Below are 15,753 nucleotides of genomic sequence, written 5' to 3'. Positions count from 1 at the left end.
AAGATTAGAGGTTGTATATGTCTGCTCGCACTGCTGCGATGCTGAGCGCCGTTATGCTGTTCTCCTTAAGTGCCAGTGCGCTGGTTCATGCCAACCCTGGGCCATTGGTCGAGGTGGTTAAACCCGTGCAACAGCACGTGCGTGACGAACTGGTGACGTTCGGTTCGCTGACCCCAGATGAGTCGGTGATCATCCGCCCGGAAATTGCCGGCCGAGTGGCGCAATTGCATTTTCGCGAGGGCCAACGGGTGGCAGCCGGTGATTTGCTGGTCAGCCTGGACGATGCCATCGCCCGTGCTGAGTTGGCGCAGGCGCAGGCCAACCTGAACCTGGCGGAGAAGAATTTCGAGCGCGCGCAGATGCTCTTCAAGCGTGGTGCCAGCAACGCCCAAGCGCTGGATGAAGCCAGCGCCCAGCAGCAAGCGTCGCGCGCCAGTCTGGCGTTATCACAGGCGCGCTTGGACAAAACCCGCATCGTGGCACCCTATGACGGCGTACTGGGTTTGCGTCAGGTCAGCCCCGGCGCATACCTCAGCGAAGGGCAGGACATCGTCAACCTCGAAGTACTTGATCCGCTGAAAGTGGATTTCCGTATTCCGCAAAAAGCCGTCAGCCAGATTCGCCTCAAGCAACTTATTGAAGTCAGCCTGGATGCTTATCCCGGCGAGCGTTTCAGTGGCGAGGTATTCGCCATCAATCCGCGTTTGGACGAAGTCGGCCGCAGTCAGGCGATTCGTGCGCATATCAGCAACCGTGAAGGGCGCTTGAGTCCTGGGCAGTTTGTCCGCGTTTCGGTGATTTTGGCTGAGCGCCCCAACGCCTGGGTAATTCCCGAAGAGGCGGTGATGCCGGTGGGCAATCGCTTGTTGGTCAACCTGGTGGTAGACGGCAAGGTTGAACTGCGTGAGGTGCGCCTGGGCAAGCGCGAGGCAGGCAAAGTTGAAGTGGTTGACGGGCTGCAAGGCGATGAAACCCTGATCAGCGCCGGCTGGCAAAAAGTCCGCGCCGGTTCACCTGTGCGCACCAAGGTGGTGGAGCCGCGTCCATGACCTTGTCTGACATCTGCATCCGCCGGCCGGTATTTGCCACGGTACTGTCGTTGATTGTGGTGCTGCTCGGGCTGATGGCTTACGACCGCCTTTCAGTGCGCGAGTACCCGAATATCGATGTGCCGATTGTCACGGTGAACGTCACCTATCCCGGTGCCAGCCCGGAGATCATGGAGTCGCAGGTCGCCCAGCCGATTGAGGATGTGTTGTCGGGCATTGAGGGGCTGGATTTCGTCACCTCCATCAGCCGTTCAGAAAACACCCAGATCACCGCGCAGTTTCGTCTGGGCAGCAATTCCGATGAGGCCGCCAACGATGTGCGTGATCGTCTGGGCCGGGTGCGTGGCTTGCTGCCGGATGAAATCTCCGAGCCGATTGTGCAGAAAGTCGAGGCCGATGCTCAGCCGGTGATCTGGCTGGCGTTCTACAGCGAACGCTACAGCGCCATGGAGATCACTGACGTGCTGGAGCGGGTGATCAAAGATCGCCTGCAAACCATTCCCGGTGTCTCTGAAGTGCAGATACGCGGTGGTCGCACCTTTGCCATGCGCATCTGGCTGGACCCGGAAAAACTCGCCGCGCACAACCTCACCGTGCAGGACGTGGAAGACGCCTTGCGCCGGCAAAATGTTGAGATTCCGGCCGGGCGGATCGAATCGCAGCAGCGCGAATTTACCGTGCTATCCGAAACCGATATGAACACTCCGGAGCAGTTCAATCAGCTCATTCTGGATGATTCGCGCGGCTATCTGCTGCGTTTGGCCGATGTGGGGTATGCCGAAATCGGCGCCCGCGATGAACGCAGTATCGTGCGCTTCAAAGGCAAGCCTGCTGTTTCAATGGGCATGATCAAGCAGGCCACGGCCAACCCGCTGGACATCTCCGATGGACTTGAAGCGGCCATGCCGGATATCCGCGCACTGTTGCCCGACGGCATGGAAATAGCCGTGGCCAATGACAACTCGCAGTTTATCCGCGAGTCGATCGACAACGTGTTTGTCACCATCTGGGAAGCAGTAGCGCTGGTCATCCTGATCATCTTTATCTTCCTGCGTTCGTTGCGTGCCACCCTGATTCCGTTGGTGACCATCCCGGTTTCGCTAATTGGTGCCTTCGCTTTGATGGCGTTGATGGGCTTTACCATCAATACCCTGACGCTGTTGGCGATGGTGTTGGCCATCGGCTTGGTGGTGGACGATGCCATCGTCATGCTGGAGAACATTCACCGGCATATCGAGGACGGCATGTCGCCCATGCAGGCCGCCTTCAAGGGCAGCCGTGAGATTGCGTTCGCGGTGATCGCCATGACCCTCACACTGGCCGCCGTGTTCGCACCCATCGGCTTTATGCAGGGCACCACCGGGAAGCTGTTTACCGAATTTGCCTGGACGCTGGCTGGCGCGGTGCTGGTGTCGGGTTTTGTTGCCCTGACGTTGACGCCGATGATGTGCGCGTTGTTGCTCAAGCCGCATCAGGACGGTAAGCGGCATAACTGGCTGTATAACCTGATTGAAAAATTTCTCAACGGCTTGACCTACCGCTACAAGCACCTGCTGGCCAAGGCGCTCAGCATGTGGGTACTGATGGTGGGGCTGCTGGTGCTGACCATCGTGGCGTGCGCTGTGCTGTTTGTGGGTTTGAAATCCGAACTGGCACCCACCGAAGACACCGGCACGATCATTGGTGTGTTCAGCGGCCCGGATGGCTCAACGCTGAATTACACCGGGCGTTATGCCCAAGAGTTGGAGGCGGCTTATGCCAGCATCGAAGAAACCAACCGTTACCTGGTGATTGCCGGTTTCCCCACGGTGGCGCAAGGCATTTCGTTTATGAAACTTGAGGACTGGGCGGACCGCTCGCGCAGCCAGTTTGAAATTCGCAATGAGTTGCTGCCGAAAATGCAGGACATTGCCGGCGTGCGTGCCTTCCCGGTCAACCGTCCGCCGCTCGGACAGAGCGCGCGTAACCAGCCGGTCAACTTCGTTATTCGCTCCTCGATGGAGTACAGCGAGTTGCAGGTGTATGTGGATCAGCTGCTGACCGAGCTGCGCGATTATCCGGGCTTGGAAAGCCTGGATAGCGACCTCAAGCTCAATGCGCCGCAGCTTAAAGTAGCGGTCAATCGTGAACAGGCGGTGGCGGTGGGCAGCGACGTGGCCACCATCGGTCGCAGCCTGGAAAGCTTGTTCGGCAGTCGCCAGGTCACGCGCTTTAAACAGAACGGCGAGCAATATGATGTGCTGGTGCAGTTGCAGGGCGTGGACCGCAGCAACCCGCAGGACCTGAACCGGGTCTATGTGCGCGGCCGCGATGACAGCATGGTGCAGTTATCCAACCTGATCGAGGTGCGAGAAACCGTAGCGCCGCGCGAGCTGAATCACTTCAACCAACTGCGCGCGGTGACCGTGAGTGCCAACGTGGGCGCGGGGTATACCCTCGGTGAGGCGCTGGCGCACCTGGAAAACACGGCGCGCACGGTGTTCCCAGCGGAAACCCAGTACGACTACACCGGCACCTCGCGGGACTTTAAAGAGTCCAGCTCGGGCATTGCGTTGATCTTTGCCTTGGCGCTGGCGTTTATCTTCCTGGTGCTGGCGGCGCAGTTTGAGAGCTTTACCGACCCGCTGATCATTCTGCTCAGTGTGCCGCTGTCGATGGCCGGCGCGTTGCTGGCGCTGACGCTGTTTGGCGGCACCCTGAATATCTATTCGCAGATTGGCCTGGTCACGCTGATTGGTCTGATCACCAAGCACGGCATTCTCATTGTTGAGTTTGCCAACGTGTTACTGCGCCAAGGTGTTGAAGTGCGCGCGGCGGTGATTGAGGCGTCGGTGCAGCGCCTGCGCCCGATTTTGATGACCACCGGGGCGATGGTATTGGGCTCAATGCCCCTGGCGATTGCTACGGGCGCAGGTGCTGAAAGCCGTCAGCAGATTGGCCTGGTGATTGTCGGTGGCCTGTTGGTGGGCACCTTCTTCACGCTGTTCGTTATCCCGACCCTGTACATGCTGCTGCGCCGTTGGCAGCCGGTACGGGCTGAGGCAGCCACCCTCTGATGAGTCGAGCAGCAGTGGCTGCCACTGCTGCTCAAGGTTCCTCGTCGAGTAAAACACTGCCGTCTTCAGCGAACTTGAGTTGCAGCAGTTGCGGGTGAAGGCGCTGCATTTCCTGCAACGTGTGGCGATGGCTGGATATCTGCTTTTGCTGGTGCTGTATCTGCGCCAGTAAACGGTGTTGCTCGGCTTGCAGTTGTTGCACGTGCAGTGCGTTACGCAGTGTTTCCACTAACTCGTAATCGTCCCAGGGCTTGCTGATAAAGCGTTGTACCTGGGCATTGTTGATAGCCTGCACCAAGCTATCGCGATCGCCGTGACCGCTGAACAGCAGGCGCATGGCATCCGGTTGCCGCTGGCGGGCGAACTGCAAGTAAGTGACGCCGTCCAATTGCGGCATATGCAGGTCACTCAGAATCAGGTTATAGGGCGCTCCAGTTAGAGCCTGCAGGGCCTCCTGCGGATCGCTGAAGGTGTCTATTTCCCAGTCTTCTTTGCGCAACAGTCGCTGCAGCGCATTAAGGATGGCGGGTTCGTCGTCGACCACTTGTATACGAATCATGGGCCTACTCCGTTAGCGCGGGTTGTTTTTCCGGCAAGCGAACTATCAAGGTGTAATGAGCGCTTTCAATGGCCTCAAATGCGACCAGCTTATCAATCAGTGGTCGTGTCAGAACCTTGCCTTCATTGAGCAGCAACATGCCGTTATTGGCGTGTAGGTTGCGAGCCAAGACCATGCCCGGCTCCAAGCGTCGGGTTTCCAGAGCGCGAACATCGGTTTGAGTAACGGTGATGTCGGGCATCTGCTGTGAGCAAACCAGGCAGAAGTCTTCGATCAGGTCGGGGTCATACAGCTTGTCGCCGTATTTCTGGATATACAGCAGCGCTTCGTCACGGTTCATTTTCCGTTCCAAAACCAGTCCGCATTGCAGCTCGACAAAGTCCACCGCCAGTTTAAGTAAACGGGCACCGAATGGAATGGCATCTGCCTTGAGGCGATCAGGGAATCCGCCGCCATCCCAGCGCTCCTGGTGATGGCGGATCAGTCGAGCGCAGTCCTGCAAGGGTTCCAGCGACATCAGCAGGGTTTCACTCTGCGTTGGATAGCTGCGGTAGGTGTCGCGGTGTTTGCTGTAGAGCAAATCGGCAGGGGCTGTAATCAGCGCATCCGGCCAGCTGAGTTTGCCGATGTTGTAGAGCGCGGCAGCCATGTTGAGATTGTGGCTGTCGCCTTCGCTGAGACCGATATGTTTGGTCAGAGCACGCACGATCGCAATGACCTGTTGATTGGTTTGTTTATCACGCGGTAACCGCTGGTTGACCAGCAGCGAAAATACTTCGGTACTGGTGACATAGCTGCGGCGCAGTTCGTCGTAGGCCAGGTCAAGCATGTCGGCGGTTTGCTGTAACTCTGAGGTGCGTGACTGCACGCGTTGCTCCAAGGTGGCATTGAGCTGACGCAGTTCGTCGTTCTGCTTGCGGCTGAGCAGCAGCAAGCGTTTACGTTCACGCTCGGTATGCTGATGTGTCAAGGCTTGGCGCAGGGCGTGCAGTAATTCTTCGTCATCCCAGGGCTTGCTCAGGTAGCGGTAAATGCGCCCCTCGTTGATTGCGGCGGTGATGGTGGCGATGTCGGCATAACCGGTCAGCAGCAGGTTCATGCACTGCGGGTCGCGCTTGTGCACCTCAGCCAGCAGCGTGGCACCGTCCATGCCGGGCATGCGTGCATCCGACAGCACCAGATCCACTTTGTGCTGCTCAAAGAGTTCAAGGGCCTGAGCACCGCTGGTGGCGATGAGCAGTTGGTAGGGCTGGCCACGCAGCAGGCGGCGCAGGCTGTTGAGGATGCTTTCCTCGTCATCCACCAGCAGAACGCAGGGCGCGGGAATCGTTTCAGTGCTCATGGCGAACTCCTTGTCCGGGCGTGCGGTTGGAGTAACGGCAGGTTGATGCGAAAACAACTGCCCTTACCGGGTTCACTGCGCAGGCTGATATGTCCGTTATGTTTTTCGATTATGTTGAATGATAGTGCCAAACCCAGCCCAGTGCCTTTGCCCACGGGTTTGGTGGTGAAGAAGGGGTCGAAGATCTGCTGTTGTAACTCAGCGGGGATGCCGCAGCCGCTGTCTTCGATCTCGATAAAGGCCTGGTCGCCTTCCACGCCCGTGCGGATCACGATGCGGCCAAATTCCTCAATGGCATGGGCGGCATTGACCAGCAGGTTCATCACCACCTGGTTGATTTGTGCAGCGATGCATTCGACTAGCGGTAATTGGCCAAACTCGCGGACCACGTCGGCTTTGTACTTGATTTCGTTGTTGACCACTTTCAGGGTGCTTTCAATACCCTCGTGCAGGTCGGCCTGGCCAAATGTTTCGTCGCTGGTGTGCGAGAAATCACGCAGCGCACCGATGATTTTCCTGACCCGGTCGACCCCCTCGGCAGACTCCGCCAGCAAGCCGTTAATGTCCTCGCGAATAAAGTCGTAGTCGTAGCGTTGTTTCAACTGCTGCAACTCGGTGCCGCCCCATTCGTTCATTTGGTCAACCAACTCCAGCAATTGCCGCACATAGCCGACCAAGGTCTTCAGATTGGAGGCGACAAAACCCACCGGGTTGTTGATTTCATGCGCGACACCGGCGGCCAGTTGACCAATAGCGGCCATTTTTTCCGACTGCAGCAATTGCCGGTTGGCCATTTTTAGCTGTTCGCTCAGGGCGTTTAGCTCAATGTGTTTATTTTTTAGCGCAAGTAGCGCTTCTTCCAGCACCGGATTGTTCTTCGCGGCCCGACTGTTATCGAAGATCGCCAGGCCGAACAGGTGTTGGCCCTCATGCTCAAAGCGGTAAAGCAGAGAAGCTTGCAGCATGGGAATGCCGCGCTTGCGGTCGAGCAGGATCAGGTAGGGCTGATCTTGCCAGACGGTCTGCAGTGCATTGCCGGAGGTCCAGACTTTCTCCAGCATGGCGCGCCAATTGGGATTGTCGATCTCGGGGAAGGCTTCGTGCAGCGTCAAGCCCAGCAGGCTGGCTTCGCTGCGACCGCTGTGCTCAACGATAAAGCGGTTGCAGGACAGGATGTGGGTGTCCTGATCAAGTACGAAGAAGCCGGCGGCGATCTGTTCTACGGCCGCTTGGGTGTAGGTTGAGTCATACATGACAGGTACCTCGCATGGCGAAGGCTGAGTAAGCAGCCTATCTGGCGATTCGTGTCTATGGTTATCTTAGCCCTAAAAATTAAATGATGGCATTTTGACGCCATCCAGTCGTCGCATTCTCTGTGTCGGTAGTCGAGGTGTGTATGCACGAGCCCCTGCAAGTCAGCTACCTGTTGCAGTTCGATGCTGGACAGCCCGCCAGTTGCCTGTTTGAGCTGAGCTTAGACCCTCAACCGACGACCGAGGAACCGCCTGCCTGGGCGCGCTTGGACTACAAGCAGTGCCGCAATTGCCCCCTTAAACCCAGTGAGGAGACCTGGTGTCCCTTTGCCAGTGAGCTGGCGCGCATTCTCGCCCCGCTGGCGCAGCACCATTCGTATGACGAATTAAAGGTGACCATCCATTGGCGTGGTCGAGTGATTGAACAGCGCAGCACCTTGCAGCGGGTGTTGGGGTCGTTGATCGGCTTTATCGGGGCCACCTGTGGCTGTCCGCGCACGCGACCGTTTTTGCCGTTGGCGTTTGTGCATCAGCCGTTTAGTGAGGCCGACGAAACACTGTTTCGTCTGGTGGGGGCGTATCTGATTGGGCAGGTGTTGCGGGCCAACCGTGGGTTGAGTACGGACTTTATGCTCAGCGAGTTGCCCGAACTCTATGGCCATTTGCGCCAGGTGAATCTGGGCATGGCCAATCGCCTGCGTTCACTGAGTGACAGTGATCACGGCGTGAACGGGGTGATCGTGCTCGATATGCTGGCGGCGCAAACGCAGGATTTGTTTGCAGCACTTGAAGAAAATTTTCTGCCGTATTACGACGCCTATCTGGAGTGAGCAGGTGGCCTTCGCACCTGCTTAAAGTGCCATGCAGCCTACTGCGGTTGGCAGGCTGCATGGCCAGCACAGGGCATTACTCGACTTTCAGCACCAACTTGCCGAAGTTCTCACCGCTGAACAGTTTCAGCAGGGTTTCCGGGAAGGTGGTCAGGCCGCTGACGATGTCTTCCTTGGACTTCAACTGGCCGCTGGCCAGCCAGCCGCCCATCTCCGCTGCTGCTTCGGCGAAGCGCGGGGCGTAAGTCATGACCACCATGCCTTCCATGCGCGCGCTGTTGACCAGCAGGTTGAGGTAGTTGGCCGGGCCCTTGATCGCCTGCTTGTTGTTGTACTGGCTGATCGCCCCGCAAATCACCACCCGCGCTTTAAAGGCCAGGCGGGTGAGGACGGCATCAAGGATGTCACCACCAACGTTATCGAAATACACGTCCACACCTTTCGGGCATTCACGTTTAAGGCCGGCGATCACGTCTTCGTTCTTGTAGTCGATGGCACCGTCGAAGCCCAGCTCATCAATCAGGAACTTGCACTTGTCTGCGCCACCGGCAATGCCGACCACGCGGCAGCCCTTGAGCTTGGCAATCTGCCCGGCCACGCTGCCCACAGCGCCGGCTGCACCGGAAATCACCACGGTTTCGCCGGCTTTCGGTGCGCCGACATCGAGCAGGGCGAAGTAGGCGGTCATTCCGGTCATGCCCAGCGCGGAGAGGTAAAGCGGCAGCGGGGCGCGTTTCGGATCGACTTTGTAGAAGCCGCGCGGCTCGCCGAGAAAGTAGTCCTGCACGCCCAACGCACCGTTGACGAAGTCTCCCACGGCAAAATCCGGGTGCTGCGAGGCGATGACTTCACCCACACCCAGCGCGCGCATCACTTCACCCAAACCGACTGGCGGGATGTAGGACTTGGCATCGTTCATCCAGCCGCGCATGGCCGGGTCCAGCGACAGGTAGGCGTTTTTCACCAGAATCTGGCCAGCGGCAGGTTCGCCCACTTGGGTTTCAACAAAACTGAAAGTATCGCGGCTGGGCAGGCCTACGGGGCGCTGGGCCAGCAGAAATTGACGGTTGAGCAGGGCGGTCATAGCGAGCACTCTTTTTAGTGAAAGATCGTTGATAGCCTGCCCGTGCGCAGCAGGCAAGAATTGCTCTCAATACGAATGCAGTCTAATCCATCAGGCTTATGGCAGCTTTTAGGTTTAATCACTGATATGGATGAAGACTTCACTCTGAGTTTGATAGTGCTGCCGCCTTGCCAAGTGGCTGACTAAAATCAGCTGATCTTATTTATGTTGAGGGTACGCAGATGAGCTTTAGCTTTTCCGGTCGAGTTGCCTTGGTTACCGGTGGTGCTGCAGGCATTGGTCGTGCGACGGCCCTGGCGTTCGCCAATGCCGGCTTGCAGGTGGTCGTCTCGGATGTGGATCTAGCCGGGGGTGAAGCCACCGCCGCGATGATTCGTGATGCCGGTGGCGAAGCCTTGTTTGTACGCTGCGACGTGACTCGTGACGCCGAGGTCAAGGTGTTGATGGAACGTACCCTCAGCGCCTTTGGTCGCCTGGACTACGCCTTCAACAATGCCGGCATCGAAATCGAGAAGAACAAGCTGGCGGAAGGCAGCGAGGCTGAGTTCGACGCCATCATGGGCGTCAACGTCAAAGGCGTGTGGCTGTGCATGAAGCACCAGATTCCGCTGATGCTGGCGCAGGGCGGCGGTGCCATCGTCAACACCGCCTCGGTAGCTGGCCTTGGCGCTGCGCCGAAAATGAGTATTTACAGCGCGTCCAAACACGCGGTAATCGGCCTGACCAAGTCCGCTGCGGTTGAATACGCGAGGAAGAAGGTGCGGGTGAACGCGGTGTGTCCGGCGGTGATCGACACCGATATGTTCCGCCGCGCGTATGAAGCTGATCCGAAGAAGGGCGAATTCGCCGCCGCCATGCACCCGGTCGGTCGTATCGGCAAGGTGGAAGAAGTCGCCAGCGCGGTTCTGTACCTGTGCTGCGACAACGCAGGATTCACCACCGGGCACTCCCTGGCTGTTGATGGCGGTGCTACGGCGATCTGATTGGCCGTCGCAGGGCGACAGTTCGCAGACTGGCGGCCAGAGCGGCCCGCCAAATAAAAGGTGCCCTTGTGGCACCTTTTTACATATCAAGCTCCCGGGTCGGGTAATTGGCCGCTAAAGTCACTGCGAATGGCGATGTGCTATCGCCAGAATTGCTGCGCCGTCCCGACCCCGGAGTAAATCAATGACTGCTGATCCTTTACTGACCCTTTTTCTGCCCATGGCACTGGGCATCATCATGCTCGGCTTGGGTTTATCACTGACTCTGGCGGATTTCACCCGGGTGGCTAAATTCCCCAAGCCGGTGCTGATCGGCTTGGGCTGCCAGTTGCTGCTGTTACCGCTGGTGTGTTTCTTCCTGGCCAAAGCGTTTGGCCTGGCCCCGGCATTGGCGGTGGGGTTGATGCTGCTGGCGGCTTCTCCGGGCGGCACCACGGCGAACTTATACAGCCACCTAGCCCATGGCGACGTCGCGCTAAACATCACCCTGACTGCGGTGAACTCGGTGATTGCGGTGCTGACCATGCCGCTGATCGTCAACCTGTCGCTGGCCTATTTCATGGAGGGTGATCAAGCGCTGCCCCTGCAGTTCACCAAGGTGGTGCAGGTGTTCATCATCGTCCTGGGCCCGGTGGCCATTGGGCTTTGGATCCGCAGCCGTTTCCCCGGTTTTGCCCTGCGTATGGAAAAGCCGGTGAAGATCATCTCGGCGCTGTTCTTGCTGGTGATCATCATCCTGGCGGTGGTCAAAGACTGGCAAACCTTTGTCGATTACGCCCCGTTGGTCGGCGGTGCTGCGCTGGCGTTTAACCTGATCAGCCTGGCAGTGGGCTATTGGGTACCGCGTTTGTGCAAATTGAGCCTGCGCCAGTCGATTGCCATCGGCATGGAGATCGGCATCCATAACGGTACTCTGGCCATCGCCCTGGCACTGAGCCCCATGCTGCTGAACAACGCCACCATGTCCATTCCGGCAGCGATTTACAGCATCATCATGTTCTTTACTGCGGCGGCGTTTGGCTGGTGGGTGAACTTTGCCCACGGCAAGGAACTGCGGCGCGAAGAGTAGTTTTAGTTTTTCGCAGCAATAAAAAACCGGTCTGAAAAGACCGGCTTTTTGCCTTACGCCATGCGTCAGTGCACCGGCAGTTCAACGTTGGCGAATAACTCTTCCAGCTCGGTTTTGCTGTGGCATTGCACGGCTTTGGCCATCATGTCGCGAGTCAGGTGAGGGGCGAATTTCTCGATAAAGTCGCACATAAAGCCGCGCATGAAGGTGCCACGGCGAAAGCCGATTTTGGTCACGCTGGACTCAAATAACTCGCTGGCATCCAGCACCACCAGATCAGGGTCGAGTTTGGCGTCCACCGCCATTTTGGCCACTATGCCCACGCCCAAGCCCAAGCGCACATAGGTTTTGATCACGTCGGCGTCGGCGGCGGTGAACACCACCTTGGGCGTCAGGCCGCGATGGCTGAAGGCTTCGTCCAGTTTGGAGCGACCGGTAAAGCCGAATACATAGGTCACGATGGAGTATTCGGCCAAGGCCTCCAGGGTGAGCTTGGGCAGTTTGGTCAGCGGATGACCCTGGGGCACGACTACGCAGCGGTTCCAGCGGTAGCAGGGCATCATGATCAGGTCATTGAACAGCTCAAGCCCCTCAGTGGCGATGGCAAAATCCACCGTGCCATCGGCCGCCATCTCGGCGATCTGCATGGGCGTGCCTTGGTGCATGTGCAGGGATACATCGGGGTATTGCTTGATAAAGGCGCTGATCACCGGCGGCAGGGCATAACGTGCCTGGGTGTGGGTGGTGGCGATGGTCAGGGTGCCTTTCTTCTCGTTGGAGAATTCTTGGGCAATCTGTTTGATGCTTTCAACCTTGCGCAGGATTTCACCGGCGGTGTTGATGATGCGCTCACCCGCTGGGGTGATGCGGGTCAGGTGCTTGCCACTGCGGGCGAAGACTTCAACCCCCAGTTCATCTTCAAGCAGGCGAATTTGTTTGCTGATGCCCGGCTGTGAGGTGTAGAGGCTTTGCGCCGTGGCCGAAACGTTGAGGTCATGGTGCGCGACTTCCCAGATGTAGCGCAGTTGTTGCAGCTTCATAAAAATCCCTCAAACAAAAGTCAGCCGTTTAGGTCACCGGCGTTTTATATAACCATATTGACGATTGAAGCATTAAATCTAGACCAAAAACTAAAAAACGCAGCCTCGTCTTAAAACTCGCCACGGCTGCGGTGTTGCAGCATCGGCACCAAATACACCGGTACTTCGGACAATTGCACCAAGCGGGAGGCGGTACGCCCCAGCGGAATGTCCATGTCTGTGCCATGGCTGTGACTGCCTAAGACCAGCAGATCCACACCAAGTTGCTGCGCTTCATCCAGAATCACCAAGGGCGGGTCGCCCTGAACCACGCGCACGGCCTTGATCAGGTCCAGATCCTGCTGAGCATCACCAATCTCGTCGCGAAAACCTTCTAAAACCCGTTGTTCGATACTGGCCATGACGGTACTCAGGCCGTTTTTGCGCAGGTCCTTGAGTCGTTCTTCATCCAGGTAGGTTTGCAACACCGACTCGGCAAACAGGCCCATGGGTTCAACGGCATGCACCACATACAGGTTTGCATTGAACGAGCGGGTCAGCGCGAGGGCGTGTTGCAGAATATAAGGGGCGTAAAGGCCAAGATCAGTGGCATAGAGTATCGAGCGAATCATGAGGCCTCCTTGACTGCCTGACTGGCGGGCCTCATATCAGCTTAGCAGCGTCACCGATAAAGCAAAAAAGCCGTTCTTTTAGGATCATGGCTCATAGGTGGGCTGAATAGAGGCGACTGTCAGCGCTTTAATTCGTTGCTGATGCCATGCGGCACATGCCCGGTGGCGACCACTTCGCGGGCCTTTTCGCAGTGACCGGCCTGATCGTCGAAAAACACATCGGCACCGAAGGTTTCCAGAATCGCGGCTTTCTCCAGGCCACCGAGGAAGAACGATTCATCCAGGCGGATATTCCACTTGCGCAGTGTGCGAATCACTCTTTCATGGGCGGGTGCCGAGCGGGCGGTGACCAGCGCGGTGCGAATCGGGCACTGCTCCTCGGGGAACTCCTGTTGCAGGCGGTGCAGGGCGGCGAGGAAGGGTTTGAACGGCCCGCCACCGAGCAGTTCACGGGCCGACTGGCGCTCATGGCTTTGGAAGGCTTCCAGCCCTGCCTGCTGATAAACCCGTTCGGATTCATCGGAAAACAGCACGGCGTCACCGTCGAAGGCGATGCGCAGTTCGTTGCTTGCTGCCCGGCGTGCGCCACCAGACAAGATGGTCGCGGCGCCAAAACCGGCGGCCAGCGCGCTGCGCACATCTTCAGCGTGGGTGGAAAGAAACAGATGGCAACCAAAGGCCGCCAAATAAGGATCAGGGCTGCGACCGCCGACAAACGCGGCGCGGGAGATGCCTAAGCCGTAATGCTGGATCGAGTTGAAGGCACGCAGGCCGGTATCGGCACTGTTTCGCGACACCAGAATGACTTCGACGCGTTGTTGCTGCAGCGTGCTGTTCAACGCCAGCAGTTTTTCCACCAGAGGAAAGGCGTCACCGGGGGCGAGGATCTCGTCCTCATGCTCAATCTGGTATTGACGATACGCCTCAACTCCTTGTGTTTCGTAGATTTGATGGCTGTCGCGCAGGTCAAACAGCGCGCTTGAGGAAATCGCCAGTACCAGTTTGTCGCCTAATCCCTTGCTCATGGTGCTGTCCTAGCGTGCGCGCTGTTCAAGAAAACATAGGGTTTGATAGAGCATTTGCGTGCGTGGCATGGCGCAACCGGCGTTGGCCGCAGCGGCCAGCGGCGCGGCGTAGATGGCGTGCAACTCCATCGGGCGCTTAAGCATAAAGTCGTGGTACATGCTCGGCAGGTAATCGGGCATGCGGTCGGTCGCAGCCAGCAGTTTCCCAGCAAAGCCTTCCGGTAACGGGTAACCACAGGCGCGGGCGGCCTCTACCACTTCTTGCATGATGGCCTGAATCAACGCGCGGCTTTCGCTGTGGCCCATCAGCGCTGTAGTGGCGCTGCCGAGCAACACGGCCAGGCCGTTATACGGCACGTTCCACACCAGCTTCTGCCAGCGCGCTTGGTTCAGTTCGGCCATGGCGATGGAATCAAGCCCGGCGGTTTTAAACAGATCGCAGCCTTGCTCAAGGAGTTGCTGGCGGCTCTCGGCATCAGCGGCCGGGCCTGAGTGATAGCCCAGGTTAACGTTGCCCAGTGACTGATGCTCAACCACGCCGGGCGCGCTGCGGTGCGCGCAGATGTAGCAAAGGCCGCCCAGCAGGTGCAGCGAATCCGGCAATAAAGGACGCAGTTCGTCTTCCACCGCCAGCCCGTTTTGCATCAGCACCACCTTGGCACCGGGTGCCGCCGCCTGAATGATCAGTGGCGCGAGTTCAGCGTTACTGGTGGTTTTTGCACCCACCAGCAGCCAGTCGCAGAGCGGCATGTCAGTGACCGATTGGTAGGCCTGGACCGGTTGCAGGTGCAGTTCGCCGTGCACCGCACTGTTGACCCGCAGGCCTTGGCTGGCCACGGCCGTAAATTCGCTGCGCAGCAGAAAGTGCACATCGAAACCGGCGCGGGCGAGCATCAAGCCATAAAAGCCGCCAATTGCGCCGGAGCCGATAATGCCGATGCGGGGAGCTGTGTTCATCAGGGTAAATCCTCTGCGGGGCGCGACAGAGCGGTGTCCAGCGCCGGAATTAGTTCAGTGCTGCGCAGACGGCTCTGCACAGCGCCGTAAAATTGACCATCGGCGACGACAAACAGCGCCGGTAAATGGAATACCTCGTATCGCGTCACTAAACCTGCGTTATTGGCGGCATCAATCCACACCAGGCGTTCAACGGGAAGGTGCAGTTTAGGCAGCTCGCGGCGTGCCCAGCGACAACTGGCACAACCTATGCTGGTAAAAACCAGCAGTGAAGTACCCGGCAGGTCCAGTAGTTGGCGATCTGCGTCAAAATCGGTCAGTTCGAGTTCGGTCACTATACTGACCCATGTGGTATCAAATTGATGGCATCCGAGGTGGTCATAGATGCGTCACTTTTTACGTCATCCCAGTGATATGCCGGTTGAATTGGTGTTGCGCAAACAGGCATTCGTGCCTAAGCAGCGGCTCAACAATATCAGCCTCGGTGGTGTTGCATGCAACTCCAGTCGCGCGTTCAGGCGCGGTACGGCGGTTGAACTGCGCATTCCGTTGTTTGGCGAGCAAGCCCGCTATCCCGGCCTGGTGGCTTGGTGCCGCAAGCAGGAGGGCGATTACCTGGTAGGGATTGCCTTTGTCGATGAAGACACCCTGTTTCGCGCGCGCATGGTCGAGCAGGTCTGCCAGATCGAGCATTACCGCCAGCAGCGTGAACGGGTATTGGGCTGCAGCCTGCCCATCGAAACCGTGGCGCAAGAGTGGATAACCCAACATGCTGCCGAGTTCTCGCGCGCCAGCCTGAATTAGCCTCGCCTCGTGGCTAAACCATTGTCGAGGCGGGCCTTTACGCGCTAAGGTTCAGCTTCCCCGCTGTGCTCATATTGCTGTGCTCCGCCAC

General features: G+C 58.1%; 15 protein-coding genes. 6 read left to right on the top strand and 9 right to left on the bottom strand.

Translation table 11 applies throughout. The features are described 5' to 3' along the window. Window positions 1-53 precede the first annotated feature (53 nt). Both AUK77_RS08990 and AUK77_RS08985 read left to right on the top strand, forming a co-directional pair. Window positions 54-1,049, top strand: a complete 996-nt coding sequence (locus AUK77_RS08990) for an efflux RND transporter periplasmic adaptor subunit (RefSeq protein ID WP_296128493.1) — start codon at window positions 54-56, stop codon at window positions 1,047-1,049. Further along, the gene (locus tag AUK77_RS08985) at window positions 1,046-4,105 is read left to right on the top strand and encodes an efflux RND transporter permease subunit (protein WP_296128492.1); all 3,060 of its coding nucleotides are present in this window, start codon (window positions 1,046-1,048) and stop codon (window positions 4,103-4,105) included. Before AUK77_RS08990 ends, AUK77_RS08985 begins: the two co-directional genes overlap by 4 nt. A gap of 31 nt (window positions 4,106-4,136) precedes the next feature. Here the strand turns inward: AUK77_RS08985 and AUK77_RS08980 are convergent, their stop codons facing one another. From AUK77_RS08980 to AUK77_RS08970, 3 genes are read right to left on the bottom strand one after another with little or no spacing between them, the layout of a single operon-like run. Next, on the bottom strand, window positions 4,137-4,664 hold the full coding sequence (locus AUK77_RS08980; RefSeq protein ID WP_296128490.1) for a response regulator: 528 nt from the start codon (window positions 4,662-4,664) through the stop codon (window positions 4,137-4,139). A gap of 4 nt (window positions 4,665-4,668) precedes the next feature. Continuing rightward, a complete protein-coding gene (locus tag AUK77_RS08975; protein ID WP_296128488.1) occupies window positions 4,669-6,006 on the bottom strand; it encodes an HD domain-containing phosphohydrolase in 1,338 nt (445 codons plus the stop codon). Then, window positions 6,003-7,259, bottom strand: coding sequence for an ATP-binding protein (locus tag AUK77_RS08970; protein WP_296128485.1), 1,257 nt, complete (start codon window positions 7,257-7,259; stop codon window positions 6,003-6,005). The genes AUK77_RS08975 and AUK77_RS08970 overlap by 4 nt, the downstream gene beginning before the upstream one ends. A gap of 143 nt (window positions 7,260-7,402) precedes the next feature. Here AUK77_RS08970 and AUK77_RS08965 point away from each other — a divergent pair, with 143 nt between their 5' ends. Beyond that, the gene (locus tag AUK77_RS08965; RefSeq protein WP_296128483.1) at window positions 7,403-8,089 is read left to right on the top strand and encodes a hypothetical protein; all 687 of its coding nucleotides are present in this window, start codon (window positions 7,403-7,405) and stop codon (window positions 8,087-8,089) included. A 76-nt stretch (window positions 8,090-8,165) separates the two neighbouring features. Here the strand turns inward: AUK77_RS08965 and AUK77_RS08960 are convergent, their stop codons facing one another. Next, on the bottom strand, window positions 8,166-9,173 hold the full coding sequence (locus AUK77_RS08960; RefSeq protein WP_296128481.1) for an NADP-dependent oxidoreductase: 1,008 nt from the start codon (window positions 9,171-9,173) through the stop codon (window positions 8,166-8,168). A gap of 221 nt (window positions 9,174-9,394) precedes the next feature. Here AUK77_RS08960 and AUK77_RS08955 point away from each other — a divergent pair, with 221 nt between their 5' ends. After that, complete coding sequence (locus AUK77_RS08955) at window positions 9,395-10,156, top strand: SDR family oxidoreductase (protein ID WP_296128479.1); 762 nt, start codon at window positions 9,395-9,397, stop codon at window positions 10,154-10,156. A gap of 184 nt (window positions 10,157-10,340) precedes the next feature. Beyond that, complete coding sequence (locus AUK77_RS08950; protein WP_296128478.1) at window positions 10,341-11,225, top strand: bile acid:sodium symporter family protein; 885 nt, start codon at window positions 10,341-10,343, stop codon at window positions 11,223-11,225. Window positions 11,226-11,290: 65 nt separating this feature from the next. Here AUK77_RS08950 and cysB read toward each other — a convergent pair whose 3' ends face one another. The 5 genes from cysB to AUK77_RS08925 all read right to left on the bottom strand — a co-directional run bounded on the left by cysB (window position 11,291) and on the right by AUK77_RS08925 (window position 15,193). Then, on the bottom strand, window positions 11,291-12,265 hold the full coding sequence (cysB, locus tag AUK77_RS08945) for an HTH-type transcriptional regulator CysB (RefSeq protein ID WP_296128474.1): 975 nt from the start codon (window positions 12,263-12,265) through the stop codon (window positions 11,291-11,293). A 110-nt stretch (window positions 12,266-12,375) separates the two neighbouring features. Continuing rightward, a complete protein-coding gene (locus AUK77_RS08940) occupies window positions 12,376-12,876 on the bottom strand; it encodes a universal stress protein (RefSeq protein ID WP_296128471.1) in 501 nt (166 codons plus the stop codon). 119 nt (window positions 12,877-12,995) lie between these two features. Further along, on the bottom strand, window positions 12,996-13,901 hold the full coding sequence (locus AUK77_RS08935) for a 5'-nucleotidase (RefSeq protein ID WP_296128468.1): 906 nt from the start codon (window positions 13,899-13,901) through the stop codon (window positions 12,996-12,998). A 9-nt stretch (window positions 13,902-13,910) separates the two neighbouring features. Further along, window positions 13,911-14,858 carry a putative 2-dehydropantoate 2-reductase gene (locus AUK77_RS08930; protein ID WP_296128465.1) on the bottom strand — a complete coding sequence of 316 codons (948 nt, stop codon included), beginning with the start codon at window positions 14,856-14,858 and terminating at the stop codon, window positions 13,911-13,913. After that, window positions 14,858-15,193, bottom strand: coding sequence for a thioredoxin (locus tag AUK77_RS08925; protein WP_296128463.1), 336 nt, complete (start codon window positions 15,191-15,193; stop codon window positions 14,858-14,860). The genes AUK77_RS08930 and AUK77_RS08925 overlap by 1 nt, the downstream gene beginning before the upstream one ends. A gap of 49 nt (window positions 15,194-15,242) precedes the next feature. On the opposite strand from AUK77_RS08925, the gene AUK77_RS08920 reads away from it, so the two are divergent. Next, complete coding sequence (locus tag AUK77_RS08920; RefSeq protein WP_296128460.1) at window positions 15,243-15,662, top strand: PilZ domain-containing protein; 420 nt, start codon at window positions 15,243-15,245, stop codon at window positions 15,660-15,662. The last annotated feature ends 91 nt before the right edge of the window (window positions 15,663-15,753 follow it).

Origin of the sequence: Pseudomonas sp. Ga0074129 (assembly GCA_001465025.1) — a bacterium.
In the GTDB taxonomy this organism is placed as follows: Bacteria; Pseudomonadota; Gammaproteobacteria; order Pseudomonadales; family Pseudomonadaceae; genus Aquipseudomonas.
This window is presented reverse-complemented; position numbering and strand designations above follow the sequence as displayed.